Raw genomic sequence first — 16,447 nt, 5'->3', positions numbered from 1 at the left:
GTAACTACTCAGAACCTACCCCTAAAATAATCTTCTCAGCCTTACCATTAAAAGCAGAGGTCAGAGCAACAAATGCATCTATACCTTGTTTTCTTGCTGTGCTGAGAAAGGATGTAATCGTCAGGTAGTTCTGAGCACCTTTTACAGAACGAAAACATCCTGAAACCTTTGATTTAGTTTTTACATTGCGAATATCTCTTTCAGCCTGATTATTATCAAATGGCACTGCAAAGTTATGGATAAACAGACACACCGATGCCTTGAGTTTAATCAGTCTCTCAATCAGTGAACGCTCTTTACCTTTCTTTCGTTTCCCTCGTTTTTTTGGCTCTGTATTATCCGGTGGAGGACACTCCATATTGGCATAAGCCATTATCTCATCATATTCTCGCTCTAAAGCGATAATTTGAGATTCATTTAAACCTGACTTATCCTGTTCTATCGCATTTTCTTTAGCTGATTTCATAGTCAAAAGCAGGTTTTTCAGTCTGTTTGACCATATATGAGATGGATTATTCTCACTTATGGAAATTAACTCTCTTAACAGATGAACACAGCATACAGCATGGCTGACATTGTCAAACTTCCAATATGAGCCCCAACAGTCATGAACAGCGGTGCCTTTGAATTTGGTTATCACACCATTATCTTCTATACCTATTTTGCCTCTTTTTTGATTTACAGTAAGGTACGTGTATTTTTCATTTGATGAGTTATGTACCCATTGAGTAGAGCCTTCAACTCTAACTCCTGTTTCATCGAAATTGACCACATCAGAGTCTATTAAACACTCTCTGATTTTCTGCACTACAGGCTTTACCTTAAGAGCACATTTTTTAATCATTGAGCAGATTGTTCCTTCTGATAGACTTACATTGAACATTCCGTCTATTAAGGTCTGAATTCTTTCTATACTTACTGCCCCAAAGGTACTTAAAAGTCCTGATATTGCAGTAAAGCTATCTCCATACTGAATATAGCCCTTCACATTCTCAGGAAATTCACCCTTAAGCTTTACCTCTCCACATGGGCAGTCTAATGCTTTTACAATCTGATGCTCAATAACATTTGTTTTTATTACAGCTTCTACTACGTATCTCTTTTCTGTACACTCAAATACATGTCCATTTGCTGTGCATGAGGAAAGATAAGGACAGGTTTTACATTTTTCTGGTAAATGAATCTTTACCTCATCTGGTTCATGAGGAAGCTTCATATTCACACCTTTATGACCTTTCTGTCCTCCAGTCTTTCTACCAGTCTTCTCTCTTAAGCTTCTGTCTTTCTTTGCTTTCTTATAGCCATCACTTGATGGTGGTTTTGAGCTGTTGTGAGAATCCATATTCAGCTTTCGCTGTAGCTCTTTTATGGTTTCTTGCAAGTCTTTTATTGTTCCCAGTAAGTTTGAATTGGTAGTAGCTTGCTTTTCATTTTGTTCCATAAGTCCAGAGACCATGGTTATCATCATTTTTATTATGGCTGACAACGAGAGCGCAAGTGCAGATAAATCTGCTGGAGCTTTATCTTTTAGCTCCTTGCAAATCTGCTCAGCATTTTCTTTTAACTCGTTGAAATCCATTGATTCACCTTTCTCTTTTCTACTGTTGCTATTATACCAATAGCGTTTTATAGCAAAGGAGTTAGTTCAATTTCAACTTGATGATGCCTCTCAAAATGATCTGTATCGATCTTAAAAGATCACCACAGATCGATGAACAACAAAAATGACAAAACAAAAGCCTCAAAAACATCCCCTCTAAAATCGCCGTATATTAGCGTTTAAGGCCCTCTTTCACTAAGAAAAGAAAAAAGAATTTTTAAAGAAGATTGTGAGTTTGCTCACAATGTAATTTTCTAAAGAACTCACTGACTGTGAAAGGCAGCGAAAATGCTCGTAATATTACTCAGAATCCATTAGTTCTGAGTAGTTACAAAAAAACTTAATCAAACAAACATAAGGAATTACTATGCATGCACTTCTCAGGTCTCTTTCAATAAGGCAGAAGATTGCCATCGGTTTCATTCTAATCATTATGACTACACTTACACTGGTTGGTTGGTCATTATGTTCACTGTCACAATCAAAAATTAAAGCAGAAGGTTATATTGAATTTTTAAATCAAAGATATGAAAGAACAAGGTGCTCAGCAGATGCCATTACAAAACTTCAGACTGTTTTAAAAGAAATTGCAGCAAATCCAGCTGATGCAAATGACGCAAATATTGCAAAAATTACAGCAGCAGAAACAGAGCTTAAGGAAGCTACTGATGCTCTTCAGATGACAAGATATCCAAAAGAAATTGGTGCTGTAAAGGAGAATGCAAAAGAATATATTTCATTAGTCAATACAAAATTCCTGCCATTATTAAATTCTGATTCTTCAGAAAAGCAGCACAAGTTAGTTGATCTTGTTTATGTTGACATGGCAAAAAGCTTTTTTGCCGTTACAGATAATATCACTATCGTAAACGGATATCAGATTAGAGAAACAAAATCTAAAATGTCCACTTTAACATCAAGTTCTACAAAATTTGTTCTTCTTGTCTTCACAGTCATCGAAATAGTTATTGCTACATTCTTATCAGCATACATTCCAAATGTTATCGTAGGCCAGTTAAAAGGCATATCAAAGCATGCACTGGAGCTGGCAAAAGGCGATCTGACAAGAGAAATCTTCGTAAAACGACATGATGAATTCAAGCATCTAGTTGAAGCTCTGGAACAAATGCGTCAGTCATGGCGTAAGAATATCGGCGATATTATTGAAATTACTAATACTGTCAGTGCTGCATTTGAAGGTATCGGGCAGTCAGCTGAAAAAGTTAATACGACTGCATATGATAATCAGTCAAGGGCTGTAACTGTTGCTGCAGCATCAGAGCAGATGGTTTCAACTACAGCTGATATTGCAAAGAACTGTGAACAGGCATCAGCAACAGCTGAAGAGTCCTCAAATTCAACTACAAGAGGTACTCATGAGGTTCACGATATTATCGACAAACTAACAAGCCAGATCGAAAAGACAAAAGAAGATGCAAAACTTGTTCAGAAACTTGCAGATCAAGCTGTTAAGATCGGTACTATCGTTCAAACCATTGACGATATTGCCTCTCAGACAAACCTTCTTGCTTTAAATGCTGCAATTGAGGCTGCAAGAGCTGGTGAAGCTGGTAAGGGATTTGCTGTGGTAGCAGATGAAGTTCGTGCACTTGCATCAAGAACATCTTCATCTACGCAGGAAATCACAAAGATGGTTACACAGATTCAGACTGATGCCCGTGCTGCAGATGATGCTATGCAGTTATCAGTAAACAGCATGGATTCTCTTGCTAACGAAGCTAATGGCATCGACACAATTCTGAACGAAATCAACGATACAGTAAGCACAGTTTCATCTCAGATCTCTCAGATTGCTACTGCTGCTGAAGAACAGACAGTAGCAACATCTGAAATCTCTTCAAATATGAAGAATATTACGGATGACTCAAAGGTTCTTACCGATTCTATTGATTCAGTCAATAAAGAAATGCAAGACTCAAACGATCAGCTTGCAAAACTTATTGTTATGGTCAATACATTTAAGCTCTAATTCAAAATTTGTACATTCCTTTTGAGGCCTTAACGTTCTGTTAAGGTCTTTTTTCTGTGATATATGTATATGTACTAGATTTATTTCACTTCAAAAGCGTGAAGAGTTTCAAAATTATCGGTTTTATATACCTTTTTTATCCTTTCACGTATATATGATTAAGAAAGATGGAACTTGCCGTCTAATAATAAAAATTCAAACTATAACATCGGACAGCACTATGAACTTTCTTGAAAATATATCTATAAAAAAGAAACTAATATTAAGCTATTCACTTCTTATTTTTGTTTCATTAGTCCTTGCATGGACATGTATTTCAAATATGCTATCTGTAAAGAGTGTAGTAGGATTTGTACATACCACTCTTCAAGAACGATATGGAAGAACAAGAGCTACTGCAGACTATGCTTTTGAAATTGTTGAAGCGGTTGAAAAGATTATTGATAACAACAATGTTGATGCTCAGCTACAAATGATTTCTCAGTTCGCACCCAAAATGAATGCGGCTCAAGAAAAACTGCAGATGACAAGATATCCAACTGAAATCGGTGCGGTAAAACAGGCTTCAAAGAAATTTTTATCATTCTTAAATAACGAGGTTATTCCAAACATTAAGGATCCTAAAAAAGTTGCTTATGTATATAACAATAAAATGTTGCCTCAGTTTGTAATCATCCAGAAAAATATTGTTAAGGTTAACGGTTATCAGATTAATGCAGCAAAAGCCTCTGTAGAAGGACTTATCTCAAATGCACCTCTTATCACAGCAACGATTGTTACTCTACTTGAAATAGGTATTGCAATCTTCATTGTTTTCTCAATGCCAAAACTAATTGTTAGCAGCATAAACAAGGTAATAAAAATTGCAGAAAAGCTTGAAAATTGTCAGTTAGATGAAGAAATATCATTCAGACGAAAGGATGAGTTCAGACCTCTTCTTGTAGCATTTGAAAATATGAGAAGCTCATGGCATGCAAGCATTTCAAAGATTCACGGCATCACAAACAATATTCACGATACCATGAACAAAATTTACCATGAAACGCAGAACATGAGTAATGTTGCCCATGATAACGAATCTCACTCTATTACTGTTGCTGCAGCTTCAGAGGAAATGGTTTCAACTACAGCTGATATTGCAAATAACTGTGAACATGCATCTCAAAGTGCTAATGAATCATCTGAGTGCACTGAAAACGGCATAATGCGAGTTGAACAAACAATTAATCTTTTAAACGATCAGATTGAAAAATCAAAAGACGACGCTAGACTTGTTAAAGAGCTTGCAACTCAGGCTGAGAAAATTGGAACAATTGTTCAGACAATTGATGATATTGCATCACAGACAAATCTTCTTGCTCTAAATGCTGCAATTGAGGCTGCAAGAGCTGGCGAGGCTGGAAAGGGATTTGCTGTTGTAGCAGATGAGGTAAGAGCATTAGCTTCAAGAACATCCAAGTCAACTTCAGAGATTACCAGCATGGTATCTCAGATTCAAAACGATGCAAGAAATGCTGATGAAGCTATGCAGGAATCCTCAAAAACAATGGATACAATTTCATCTGAGGCATCGGAACTTCATAATATCCTTCATGAAATTACACAGAGAGTTAATGAAGTAAATACCCAGATTTTGCAGATTTCAGCAGCAGCAGAACAACAGACAACCGCAACAGCTGAAATTTCATCAAATATGAAAAACATCACTGACGGTTCAAAAAATCTTGCATATGGTAATGCTTCAATCAATGAAAGCGTAGAAAACACAAATCAGAATGTAGCAGTTCTTACCGATATTGTTAATAAGTTCGTGATTTAAGATAAGATTTCTCTTAATTTTGCCTTCAAAGGATTAAACTTTGAAGGCTTTTTATTCAACTATTGAAGAAGACAAATATGTTGTGTTTTCTTGAAAGATATAAAATCGACTGTTAGAATGCAGTTAGTTAACAAAATAAAGGTATATATATGACATTTACAACTGCTCTTTTAAAAGTTGTCCAGTTTATTACCCCTTTTACTACACTGACATCTTTATCAGCAAAGCTGACAGATGTTCCTATGGGAAAATTCACACAGTTTTTAATCAGAAATTTCATTAAGACCTTCAATATTAATATGGAAGAGATCGCAAACAAGGATATTCTTTCATACAAAACATTCAATGAATTCTTTATTAGAAAACTATCAGAAGGTGAAAGACCTATTGATACTGAAGCTTTGGCAGTTTCACCTGTTGATGGAACAATAGGCCAGGCTGGCGCTATAAAAAACGGTCTTTTAATTCAGGCAAAAGGTCTTGATTATTCTCTTAAAGCTCTTGTTGGTGGTGACAAAGCTGACAGTAATTTCTTTGAAGATGGAAACTTTGCCTGTATCTATCTGTCACCTTCTAATTATCACAGAATTCATATGCCAATTGATGGCACACTAGTTAAGACAATACATGTTCCAGGAGAGCTCTTCCCTGTTGGTACAAGAAATATTTCAAATACCAAAAATCTTTATACAAGAAACGAAAGACTTGTATGTATCTTCCAGACTCAAATAGGCCATATAGCTGTAGTCATGGTAGGCGCAGCTCTTGTTGGAAGTATCTCTACAACCTGGGATGGTACTGTAGTAAGAAGGAAGGGTATTGAAGTTAAGGATTACTCAAAAGAGAATCTTCGTTATAAGAAAGGAGATGAAATCGGCTACTTCAAGTACGGCTCTACTGTTATTGTTCTTTGGGAAAAGGACGGAGGTGTTCTTCCACTGGATATCGAACCAGGTCTTGCAGTAAAGATGGGGCGCTCTCTGATTATGGAAGATGCAGCTGAAAGCTCAAAAGATAACATCAAGCACTCTGATACTGATGATATGAATAACTAGACAGCTCTACTGACGAAATAAGGTCACATTTATTGTGACCTTTTTTGTATTCAAAAATAAAAAACTGCCCCTTCAATGCGTGATTTTATGCACAAATCTAGTAAAAAAAACTTAATTCTAAAATACTAGATTTATTTTTTTATTATTTTTCAACATGTTAATAAAAACTGACATTTAAAATTCTTAAAAAGAAATTTATTTTCAGCTATAATTAACGTGATTTTTTGCTTGCTATCCAAAGATACTGTGCATAATGCACATAATTTTTTTGGTTATTAGGAGATTCACGTGGAAAAATATCAAGCTGATGTTGCGATCGTGGGTGCTGGTGGTACTGGTCTTCGTGCAGCTATTGCTGTAGCACAGGCCGATCCAAAACTTCGTGTTGCACTCATTTCAAAAGTATATCCAATGCGTTCACACACTGTTGCTGCCGAAGGTGGTGCTGCAGGTGTAGTAAGAGATGATGATTCTTATCAGAAGCACTTTGAAGATACAGTTGCTGGTGGTGACTGGCTTTGTGAACAGGACGTTGTAGAACGTTTCGTTCGTCAGGCTCCAGAAGAATTATATCAGTTAGAGCACTGGGGCTGTCCTTGGAGCCGCAAGCCAGATGGCAATGTTAACGTTCGTCGTTTCGGTGGTATGAAGGTTCCTCGCACCTGGTTCGCAGCTGATAAGTCTGGTTTCCACATGTTACATACTCTATACCAGACATCAGTAAAATTCCCTTCAATTCAGCGCTTTGATGAGCACTTCGTTTTAGATCTTCTAGTTGAAGATGGCGAGTGCCGCGGTGTTGTTTGCTATGATCTTCAGAACGGTGTATTCCGTCAGATCAATGCTAAGGCAGTATTCTTAGCTACTGGTGGTGCAGGTCGTTGCTATCTGTTCAATACCAACGGTGGTATCGTTACCGGTGACGGTATGGCATTAGCTTATCGTCATGGCGTACCTTTACGTGATATGGAATTCGTTCAGTATCACCCTACCGGCTTATTAGGTTGCGGTCTGTTAATGACAGAAGGTTGTCGTGGTGAGGGTGGTGTTCTTTATAACAAGGACGGCTACCGTTACTTACAGGATTACGGTTTAGGCCCTGAGACTCCAGTTGGCCAGCCAAAGAACAAGTACATGGAATTAGGTCCACGTGATCGTCTGTCACAGGCTTTCTGGAACGAATCAAAGAAGGGTCGTACCATTAAGTACCCATTAGGAGAGGCTGTTCACTTAGACTTAACTCACTTAGGTGAAAAGTACTTACATGAGCGTCTACCATTAATCTGCGAATTAGCTCAGACTTACTCAGGTGTTGATCCTGTTAAGCAGCCAGTTCCAGTACGTCCTGTTGTTCACTATACAATGGGTGGTATTGAGACTGACGGCAATACCCAGACTCGTATGCCAGGTCTATATGCTGGTGGTGAGTGTGCTTCAGTAGGTATCCACGGTGCAAACCGTTTAGGTTCTAACTCATTAGTTGAGACCATCGTATTCGGTAAGATCGGTGGTGACGCTATGGCAGAAAGAGCACACCAGATTAAGGATCACGATTCAGCAGAGCTAGATCGTCAGGCTGAGGCAGCTCAGGCACGTGCACTTTCATTATTCGATGTTAAGGGCACTGAGTCATTATCTAAGATCCGTCATGAAATGGGTCAGACAATGGAAGAAGGCGTTGGTATCTATCGTGAAGAAGAATCAATGCAGAAGACCATTGACACCTTAAAGGAATTACAGAAGCGCGTTAAGAACGTTGGCTTAACCGACAGAGGTCGTGTATTCAATACTGAATGGATGAACTTAATCGAGTTAGGTTACACCCTAGACGTTGCTCAGTGTATGGTTCACTCAGCAATCAACCGTAAGGAATCACGTGGTTCACACCAGCGTTTAGATGGCCCTAACGGTGCATACAGACAGCGTGATGACGAAAACTTCTTAAAGCACTCACTAGCTTTCAAAGTTGCTGGTGCAGATGAACCAGAAATTAAGTACAGCGATGTTAAGATCACAACCTTCCAGCCTGCTAAGCGTGTATACGGTGCTGAAGCAGAAGCTGCTGAAGCTGCAAGAAAGGCAAAGGAGGCTAAATAATGGAAGCAACTCAGAAGACTATGAAAGTTACTGTTCGTCGCTATCGCCCAGAGCAGGACAAAGAGCCTTGGGAACAGACCTTTGATGTTCCTTATCACAAGGACACCTCTGTATTAGAGGCTCTTTTCTACATCAAAGACAACTTTGAGCCAAGCCTATCTTTCCGTTGGTCATGCCGTATGGCTGTCTGCGGTTCATGTGGTATGATGGTTAATGGTGTTCCTCACTTAGCATGTAAGACCTTCTTACGTGACTACGAAGGCAAGTCAATGAAGATTGAGCCATTAGCAAACTTCCCAATCGAGCGTGATCTTGTTGTTGACTTAAGCGATCTGATTGAAAAGATTGAGCGCATCAAGCCTTACATCATTCCTGATGCTAAGAATGCTAACATGCCATTAAACAAGAACTTCAAGCAGACTCCTATGCAGATGGAAGCTTACTTACAGTTCGCTCAGTGTATCAACTGTGGTTGCTGTTATGCAGCATGTCCTCAGTACAAGCTAAATCCTAAGTTCATCGGCCCTGCAGCGTTAACATTATTATATCGTTACAATGTTGATAACCGTGACGCTGGTGCTAAGTTAAGAGCTCCTTTCCTAAATTCAGAGGAAGGTGCTTGGAGCTGTACTTTCGTTGGCTACTGCTCAGAAGTATGTCCAAAACACGTAGATCCTTCTTCAGCTATTCAGTTAGGTAAGAAGATGAGTGCTACTGATTACGTATTTAACATGATCAAACCGGAGCATTAATAATGAGCGAAGTTAAATCATATCGTAAGCCATACAACCCACCAGTAAAGAAAGCTACCTGGTGGCTTGAGAATCCATTCTATGTATTCTATATGGTTCGTGAAGCTACTGCTGTATTAGCATTATTCGCTGTTCTTGAGATCGTACTTGGTATCTTCTCATTAGCATTATGTGAGTACTCACAGGCTGCTACATTAACCGGCATTTCACCATACATCTGGTACTTACAGGACTTCCTGGGTAATCCAGTAGTTATGGGTTTAAATGTTGTAATTCTTGTTTCACAGCTATTCCATGCTGTAACTTGGTTCGCTCTTATGCCAAAAGCTGTTCGTGTATTCATGAACAAAAACTCAACCGAGTTATTACCAGAGTGGGTTACTAAGGCTGCATTATATGCAGGCTTAATTGGTGCTACCGTTGTAATCCTAGCTGTTGCTTACTTAACCAAATAAGGAGAATTTACAATGCGTCAGTTCTTACCAACCCGTTCAGATGAGCCAATGTACTGGTTATTATTTGGTGCAGGCGGTATGGTTGCATCAATGGTATTACCAGCAATCATGGTTGTTTTAATCGCTGCAGGTTATACCTCAGATGATTTAAACAGCGGCGTTTTAAACCTAAACCAGGTTCACAACATCTTCTCTAACTGGCTATTAAGCCTGATCGTTTTTGGTGTTGTATTCCTGTTATCATTCTATGCTCTGCACAGAATGCACCATTCTAGCCATGACTTTGGTATTCATTCAAAACTTACCTGGTACATCGCTTATGGTCTTGCAGCTGCAGTATCATTCGTATCATTAGGTTTACAGCTTTTAATGTACGTTAAATACTTCTAATTTAAGGTATTTAAATACTTGAAATATCGGGGGATTTTATCCCCCGATTATTTTTGATAACATTAATCAAAAATTAACATAAATCACAAAATTTTTCTGATATAATTTGCCGTGATTTTTAAACAACTATTCATCAACCTTAACTCCCTCTGGAGAGTATTATTATGAAAAAGACTAAAATGGTCTGCACTATCGGTCCTAAATCCGAGAAGCGCGAAATAATGGAAACCCTATTATCTACTGGTATGAACGTAATGCGTTTAAACTTCTCTCACGGTGACTTCGAAGAGCACGGTGGTCGTATTACCAATATCAACGATATCATGGAAAAGACTGGCAAGATCTTTGCTGTTCTTTTAGATACCAAGGGTCCAGAAATCAGAACATGCGATCTAGAAAATGGTGAAGATGTTTCTTTAAAGACTGGCGATGTAATCACTTTATGCGCTGATGCATCATTCGTTGGTAACAAGTCAAAAGTTGGCGTTACCTACCCAGACTTAGCAAAAGACTTAAAGGTTGGCTCAACTGTTCTATTAGACGACGGTTTAATCGGCTTAAAGGTTATCGAGATTTCAGGTACTGACGTTGTTTGTGAAGTTCAGAACAACGGCGACCTAGGTGAGCACAAGGGTGTTAACTTACCATGCACTCACATTTCAATGCCATTCTTATCAGAGAAGGATAAGGGCGACTTATTATTCGGTATCAAGCGTGGCGTAGATTTCATCGCAGCTTCTTTCACAAGAACAAAAGAAGACGTTCTTGATATCCGCAACTTCTTAGACGCTAACGGCGGTAACGACATCAAGATCATCTGTAAGATCGAAAACCAGGAAGGTTTAGACAACTTCGAAGACATTCTTGCTACTGCTGACGGTATCATGGTTGCACGTGGTGACATGGGTGTTGAAATCCCAGCTCAGGAAGTTATCTTCGCTCAGAAGCATATCATCAAGCGTTGTAACGAAGTTGGTAAGCCAGTTATCACTGCTACCCAGATGCTTGATTCTATGATCAAGAACCCACGTCCTACCCGTGCAGAGGCTGGTGACGTAACCAACGCTATCTTAGACGGTACTGATGCAGTTATGTTATCAGGTGAGTCAGCTAAGGGTAAATACCCACGTGAGGCTGTTTCTACAATGAACACCATCTGTGAGCGTACTGATGCTTACTGCTTAGAGAACAAGGTTTTACGTCGTGTAGAGTCAAAGCACACTGTAACTGATTCAGCTTGCTTAGCTGCTGTTAAGGCCGCAGAGAGCTTAGATGCACCAGTTATCGTTGTTGCAACCAACCACGGTCACTCAGCACGTGCTATCCGTAAGTTCAATCCAAATGCAACTATCTTAGCATTAACACCAAACATGAAGGCTGCTCGTCAGTTATGTGTAACTCGTGGTGTTGTACCTAAGGTTATCCCTGCATTAAAGTCAACTGACGAATTCTTCGAGCTTGGCAAGAAGTTCGCTGTTGAGGCTGGTTTAGCTAAGGCTGGCGATAAGATTGTTATGGTTAACGGTGCATTAGTACCTGATGGCGTAACAAACACAATGTCAGTTCACACTATCTAATAAGATAGTTCACCATTCTTAAAAAGGAGCTTCGGCTCCTTTTTCTTTTCTTAAAATAAATTCAGTTTTAGATATGCTCTACTCTTATTTTTTGAGTAATAATCAGTATTGTGTGTTGAATTGAGAAGTGACTGTCAGAAGACAGTCAGAAGAATGATTATAAATCAGGAGAGTTCAGTATCTTGGCGTTGGTTTCATCCTTTACATCCTGTGGGATCTGATCCCAAGCCTGCTTAATTGGCAGAATAAGATTAATGCACTCATCAATAGGAGCAATATCAAGGGAAACAGAAGCCTTATTCAATAGCTCCTTCATGTATTCATACAGAGCAAACATTCTGTCAGCAAGTTCTGGATTCTGCTTTTTATCTAATGATGACTGAAGGCCATTAAGAATGCCTATAGCCTTATTGATTCTGTCAGCCTTGTATTCATAGTCATGTCTGACAATTGCACCTTTTGCCTGAGATAATCTTTCAATAAAACCTTCATACATCATCTGAATGATACGGTGAGGATCTGCAACTGAAAGCTCAGCTTCTAGGTTTGTCTTTTTATATGCTTTAAGGTTACGTCCGTACATTTGATCTCCTGCAAATCAAAAATACACATTCTTTAATTATAATTATTATCACTAACTTAGTTAACGGCAAATCTTAGAATATTTTAAGTATTATTTTCAAATCGGACAAGCTGTCTTTTGAGTTTAACTAATCAATGTTTGATTTGTGTTGCAACTACTGTATGTTTACAAATATAATTAGCATCGTTGGCGTAGTTTAAAAAACATCCCCACATTTGTGATGAGCCAATATATATGTTGTTTATCAAAGTGTGGTGGTATCTTGCTTCTTGTAATCGATAATTATGATTCATTTACATGGAATCTTATTCAGTATCTAAAAATCCTTAATATTCCATTCTGCATTCGTGCCAATGACGAAATAGATGCAAATTTTGTTATCAGCCTTAATCCATCAGGAGTTCTCTTATCTCCAGGTCCTGGTGAGCCTAAAGATGCAGGAAACTGCATTGATATTGTAAAGAAAATTTCAAAAAACAAATTCGAATCAATTCCTGTGCTAGGTGTTTGTCTCGGTCATCAGATCATAGCTGAGGCTTTTGGCGGCTCAATCAGAAAAGCAAAATCTCCTATGCATGGAAAGATAAGTTCAATAACAAATATTCAGACAGACATCTTCAGCACAACTCCCAAAACATTTGATGTAGTCAGATATCACTCTTTAGTTGTTGATAAACTGCCACCTGATTTTAAGATTAGCGCAGTATCAAATGACGATCATGAGGTAATGGCAATTTCAAGTAAAAAATATCGCTGCTACGGAATACAGTTTCATCCAGAAGCTTTGCTTACTGAGTTTGGATTATCCTTGCTTGAAAATTTTTATAAAATCTGCAAAAAGGATCATTGTCAAATATGAAAAATTTACATGAAAGAATAAGGCAGATAACAGAGAATAACTGCAATATATCAGCAGTTAAATTAGATTTAAACAAAATAATATCATGGTCTGAAATTGAAGAGTATTTTATAAGTGAATACTCTGATGCAATTTATCTTGATAGTCAGGAAAAAGAAGTCTCAAAAACCAACAAGTATTCAATTATTGGATTCAATACAATTGAAACTGTATATACAAAATACAATGAAGACTGCTCATATATCTCCTGCAGAGAAGATGAAAAAAAGACCTCAGAACAAATAGATGACGCACTTGAATATATATCTGATTCTATAAAGATTATAAAACAACAATTCAGTGCAGATTTATCTGGGTCTCTTCCTTTTTATTCAGGCTTTATAGGAATGATATCTTATGATTATCAATGCCATCTGCCTAAAAACAAGATCTCTTTGCCAAATGTAAAAAACAGAATAGGACTTCCAGTTTTGATGTTTCGATTCTGCCTAAATTCAATAATTAGAGATCATAAAGATAACTGTATTTATCTTACTGGTTTTAACTGTACTGCTCTATCAGAGAAATTAATCAGCGGTTTAAAGGATTTTATACAAAAGAAAAAAAATAAAAATATCACCCAAAAGAAAACTAAAGAGTTATCTGCCAAAAGTACATTTAAATCAGATGTGACGTACGAGCAGTATATTGCCGATCTCAATGAGGTTCACAATGCTATCTTTAAAGGTGATGTTTATCAGATTAACTATACAGCAAGATTCAGCACAGATTATTTAAAGTCGCCAATAGATCTGTTCAAGAAACTAAAAAAGATAAATCCATCTCCTTTTGCTTCATTTTTTAAATGCGACAACTTCCATGTGGTGTCATCATCACCAGAGCTATTCATAAAAGTTCAAGATAAAACAATTCAAACAAGACCTATAAAAGGAACAATCAAAAAAACGGATGATGAAAAACTAAATGAAAAACTTGTAAATAAGCTTAAAAACAACAGCAAAAAGGATCGATCTGAACTTCTTATGATTGTAGATCTTGAGAGAAATGATTTTGGAAAAATCTGCAAGGCAGGATCTGTAAAAGTAACCTCTCTATTTGAAATTGAAGAATATCCAACTCTTTATCATCTTGTATCTAACATTGAAGGCAAACTAGATGATTTTGTAACTGTTGCTGATGTTCTAAAGGCAACCTTTCCTGGTGGATCTATTACAGGTGCTCCAAAATTATCTGCAATGAATCATATTAGAAAACTTGAGCATTCACCAAGAGAGCTGTATACAGGCTCTATTGGATATATCGATATATCAGAGAACATGCAGTTTAATATCGCCATAAGAACTGTTGTTGTGTCAGATTCAAAAGCATATATCAGCGCTGGTGGAGGCATTGTATGGGATTCAGATCCTGACAGTGAATATTCAGAAAGTTTATTAAAGGCAAGAGTATTTAAGGATGTATTATGCTCATAATTAAAAATAAAACAGTAAATAAACTCAATAGTGAGGAGTGTGAAAAATTAGTAAATTGTGCTGGATTAAAAAACGGCATTGGTGTCTTTGAAACAATAAAGGTCATAAAGACTGAAAATGAAACTGCAACAGGCGAATATCTTTTAGAGCACTATGAAAGACTCATAAGAGCTGCACAAAAAACAGGTCTTGAAACTGATCTTGATTATAAAACAATAAAGAGCTGCGTTGAGTCTCTGCTAAAGGATTTAAATGTTCTAAGAGGAGCTATCAGAATTTCTCTTTTAGCTGATGCATATCCTGACACTATCTGTCTTATTGAGTGGCAGAACAGATTTTATACAAAGGAGCAAAAAGAAATAGGCTATAAACTTTGTATCAGCGACTATAAGATAAATCCATATGCACTTACATCAGGAATAAAATGCCTGTCTAATGCAGAAAATATCCTTGCTTTACATGCTGCAAAATCAAGAGGCTTTAATGAGGCAGTTAGACTGAATACAGATGGTTTTATTACAGAATGCTGCATATCAAATATATTCTGGATAAAGGAAAACACGCTTTATACTCCATCATTAGCTACAGGTTGCCTTGATGGAATCATGCGCGCTCATGTAATTGAAGATTACAGAAAATCAGGATTTAAGATAGTTGAAGGACTGTTCACAATAGACTGTCTTTATAATGCTGACAGAATATTCATTACAAATGCACTTATGGGACAAATTATTGTTAAAAGCATAGATTAAAAAGAATAAAGCCACTATCTAAAAGAATAGTGGCTAAAATTCAGGAGCAGAATAGCAGGTTATGCGTTCTCGTCAAAGATTATGCCCTTGGCTATACTCTTTTTATCATCCTGGCTAAGACCAGTCTTTGCCTGGAGATCGTCTAAACGCTCAGACATTTTCAAAAACTCTTCAGATGGGATCTGTCTTACGAGTTTTTTCGTATTCATGTCTGTAACCTTTACAACAGTGCTTTCGGTTTCCTTATCAATACTGAAATTCAAACCGATATACTGCCTGTTAAGAGCTTCCATTCGCTCCTTGATTCTTTTCTCGTTGATTTCCTGAACAGCCCTTGATACCTGCTTTTCAGAATCTACCTGTTCAGTATCTTTATTTTTTTCTACGTCTTCTGTCTTTTTATCAGATAAAGTAGAAATTCTATTCTCTTTTTTAAGCTCTTGAGTGTCATTTACAGTTTTATCTGTTTTTGACTGAGCATAGGAACTTTCTTTCTGTGTACTGATATATTTACCGACATCTGACGCTACTGCATTTGAATAAGTAATAGTAATATCGCTCATAGCCCACCTCCCCTCAGTAACTGAGGAGTCATCCTCTCTCTCCTGAAAAGAAATAATACTTTTTCAGCTATATAAATTATCGGATGAAAATTTGCAAACTTTAATAAAAAAACAAAAAAAATTATTTTTTTTTGCAGTTTTATGTAAATGGTCGGAAATAAAATTTTAGACCATTATAAAACAGCCCCTTAAGCGAACTGTTTGATCTTTAAAAAATCAGTGTGATAATGTTCACGTTTTTAATTATCTTAGCTTTTTTGCAGATATGGCTCTATTCGCTTCATACTCGATCACAGCACGATGCAATTTTTAAGATGACAACTTTTTCATCTTTTTCATCCATCGATCTGTAGCGATCTCCTAGCGATCTTTTTCGATCTTTTGAAGGTCTCAAAGTTCTTGATATTCAGTGTATGAAAATGGCTGTAAGACCGGTTTGCTATAATACTTGCATAGGATTTTAAAGGATTATAGCAAGTGGAT

At 37.3% G+C, this 16,447-nt stretch carries 14 protein-coding genes; 11 read left to right on the top strand and 3 right to left on the bottom strand.

Annotation, left to right across the window (positions count from 1 at the left end; all coding sequences use genetic code 11):
* Positions 1 to 4: 4 nt before the first annotated feature.
* Entirely contained in the window at positions 5 to 1,579 is a 1,575-nt protein-coding gene (gene tnpC, locus ACJML3_RS09455; protein ID WP_406022677.1) for an IS66 family transposase, read from the bottom strand.
* Between the two features lie 388 nt (positions 1,580 to 1,967).
* Here tnpC and ACJML3_RS09450 point away from each other — a divergent pair, with 388 nt between their 5' ends.
* The 8 genes from ACJML3_RS09450 (at position 1,968) to pykF (ending at position 11,735) form a co-directional block, all read left to right on the top strand.
* The gene (locus tag ACJML3_RS09450) at positions 1,968 to 3,590 is read left to right on the top strand and encodes a methyl-accepting chemotaxis protein (RefSeq protein ID WP_406022675.1); all 1,623 of its coding nucleotides are present in this window, start codon (positions 1,968 to 1,970) and stop codon (positions 3,588 to 3,590) included.
* A gap of 220 nt (positions 3,591 to 3,810) precedes the next feature.
* On the top strand, positions 3,811 to 5,409 hold the full coding sequence (locus ACJML3_RS09445; RefSeq protein WP_406022673.1) for a methyl-accepting chemotaxis protein: 1,599 nt from the start codon (positions 3,811 to 3,813) through the stop codon (positions 5,407 to 5,409).
* Positions 5,410 to 5,558: 149 nt separating this feature from the next.
* Complete coding sequence (asd, locus tag ACJML3_RS09440) at positions 5,559 to 6,464, top strand: archaetidylserine decarboxylase (RefSeq protein ID WP_406022671.1); 906 nt, start codon at positions 5,559 to 5,561, stop codon at positions 6,462 to 6,464.
* Between the two features lie 288 nt (positions 6,465 to 6,752).
* A complete protein-coding gene (frdA, locus tag ACJML3_RS09435) occupies positions 6,753 to 8,561 on the top strand; it encodes a fumarate reductase (quinol) flavoprotein subunit (protein ID WP_219936268.1) in 1,809 nt (602 codons plus the stop codon).
* Positions 8,561 to 9,313, top strand: coding sequence for a succinate dehydrogenase/fumarate reductase iron-sulfur subunit (locus ACJML3_RS09430; RefSeq protein ID WP_406022669.1), 753 nt, complete (start codon positions 8,561 to 8,563; stop codon positions 9,311 to 9,313). The genes frdA and ACJML3_RS09430 overlap by 1 nt, the downstream gene beginning before the upstream one ends.
* 2 nt (positions 9,314 to 9,315) lie before the next feature.
* On the top strand, positions 9,316 to 9,768 hold the full coding sequence (locus ACJML3_RS09425; RefSeq protein WP_219936272.1) for a fumarate reductase subunit C: 453 nt from the start codon (positions 9,316 to 9,318) through the stop codon (positions 9,766 to 9,768).
* Between the two features lie 12 nt (positions 9,769 to 9,780).
* Positions 9,781 to 10,158, top strand: a complete 378-nt coding sequence (gene frdD / locus ACJML3_RS09420; protein ID WP_406022667.1) for a fumarate reductase subunit FrdD — start codon at positions 9,781 to 9,783, stop codon at positions 10,156 to 10,158.
* 164 nt (positions 10,159 to 10,322) lie between these two features.
* Positions 10,323 to 11,735, top strand: a complete 1,413-nt coding sequence (gene pykF, locus ACJML3_RS09415) for a pyruvate kinase PykF (protein ID WP_288136043.1) — start codon at positions 10,323 to 10,325, stop codon at positions 11,733 to 11,735.
* 157 nt (positions 11,736 to 11,892) lie between these two features.
* On the opposite strand, the gene fliS is transcribed toward pykF, so the two are convergent.
* Entirely contained in the window at positions 11,893 to 12,318 is a 426-nt protein-coding gene (gene fliS, locus ACJML3_RS09410) for a flagellar export chaperone FliS (RefSeq protein ID WP_406022664.1), read from the bottom strand.
* Positions 12,319 to 12,580: 262 nt separating this feature from the next.
* On the opposite strand from fliS, the gene ACJML3_RS09405 reads away from it, so the two are divergent.
* The 3 genes from ACJML3_RS09405 to ACJML3_RS09395 are packed head-to-tail and all read left to right on the top strand — an operon-like array spanning position 12,581 to position 15,401.
* A complete protein-coding gene (locus ACJML3_RS09405) occupies positions 12,581 to 13,177 on the top strand; it encodes an anthranilate synthase component II (protein WP_406022662.1) in 597 nt (198 codons plus the stop codon).
* Positions 13,174 to 14,649, top strand: coding sequence for an aminodeoxychorismate synthase component I (pabB, locus tag ACJML3_RS09400; protein WP_406022660.1), 1,476 nt, complete (start codon positions 13,174 to 13,176; stop codon positions 14,647 to 14,649). The genes ACJML3_RS09405 and pabB overlap by 4 nt, the downstream gene beginning before the upstream one ends.
* Positions 14,640 to 15,401 (top strand): aminotransferase class IV, encoded by a 762-nt coding sequence (locus tag ACJML3_RS09395; protein ID WP_406022658.1) that lies wholly within the window; start codon positions 14,640 to 14,642, stop codon positions 15,399 to 15,401. Before pabB ends, ACJML3_RS09395 begins: the two co-directional genes overlap by 10 nt.
* A 59-nt stretch (positions 15,402 to 15,460) precedes the next feature.
* On the opposite strand, the gene ACJML3_RS09390 is transcribed toward ACJML3_RS09395, so the two are convergent.
* Positions 15,461 to 15,964 carry a flagellar protein FlaG gene (locus tag ACJML3_RS09390; RefSeq protein WP_219936286.1) on the bottom strand — a complete coding sequence of 168 codons (504 nt, stop codon included), beginning with the start codon at positions 15,962 to 15,964 and terminating at the stop codon, positions 15,461 to 15,463.
* Positions 15,965 to 16,447 lie beyond the last annotated feature (483 nt).

This window comes from Succinivibrio sp., assembly GCF_045124615.1.
Lineage (GTDB): Bacteria > Pseudomonadota > Gammaproteobacteria > Enterobacterales > Succinivibrionaceae > Succinivibrio > Succinivibrio faecicola.
The sequence above is the reverse complement of the archived record's forward strand: the minus strand, read 5'-3'. Positions and strand labels throughout refer to the sequence as shown.

Bases quoted from the DNA above. Each gene is read 5' to 3' on its own strand.
- tnpC (WP_406022677.1), bottom strand. From the start codon at position 1,579: ATGGATTTCAACGAGTTAAAAGAAAATGCTGAGCAGATTTGCAAGGAG.
- ACJML3_RS09450 (WP_406022675.1), top strand. From the start codon at position 1,968: ATGCATGCACTTCTCAGGTCTCTTTCAATAAGGCAGAAGATTGCCATC.
- ACJML3_RS09445 (WP_406022673.1), top strand. From the start codon at position 3,811: ATGAACTTTCTTGAAAATATATCTATAAAAAAGAAACTAATATTAAGC.
- asd (WP_406022671.1), top strand. From the start codon at position 5,559: ATGACATTTACAACTGCTCTTTTAAAAGTTGTCCAGTTTATTACCCCT.
- ACJML3_RS09430 (WP_406022669.1), top strand. From the start codon at position 8,561: ATGGAAGCAACTCAGAAGACTATGAAAGTTACTGTTCGTCGCTATCGC.
- ACJML3_RS09425 (WP_219936272.1), top strand. From the start codon at position 9,316: ATGAGCGAAGTTAAATCATATCGTAAGCCATACAACCCACCAGTAAAG.
- frdD (WP_406022667.1), top strand. From the start codon at position 9,781: ATGCGTCAGTTCTTACCAACCCGTTCAGATGAGCCAATGTACTGGTTA.
- pykF (WP_288136043.1), top strand. From the start codon at position 10,323: ATGAAAAAGACTAAAATGGTCTGCACTATCGGTCCTAAATCCGAGAAG.
- fliS (WP_406022664.1), bottom strand. From the start codon at position 12,318: ATGTACGGACGTAACCTTAAAGCATATAAAAAGACAAACCTAGAAGCT.
- pabB (WP_406022660.1), top strand. From the start codon at position 13,174: ATGAAAAATTTACATGAAAGAATAAGGCAGATAACAGAGAATAACTGC.
- ACJML3_RS09395 (WP_406022658.1), top strand. From the start codon at position 14,640: ATGCTCATAATTAAAAATAAAACAGTAAATAAACTCAATAGTGAGGAG.
- ACJML3_RS09390 (WP_219936286.1), bottom strand. From the start codon at position 15,964: ATGAGCGATATTACTATTACTTATTCAAATGCAGTAGCGTCAGATGTC.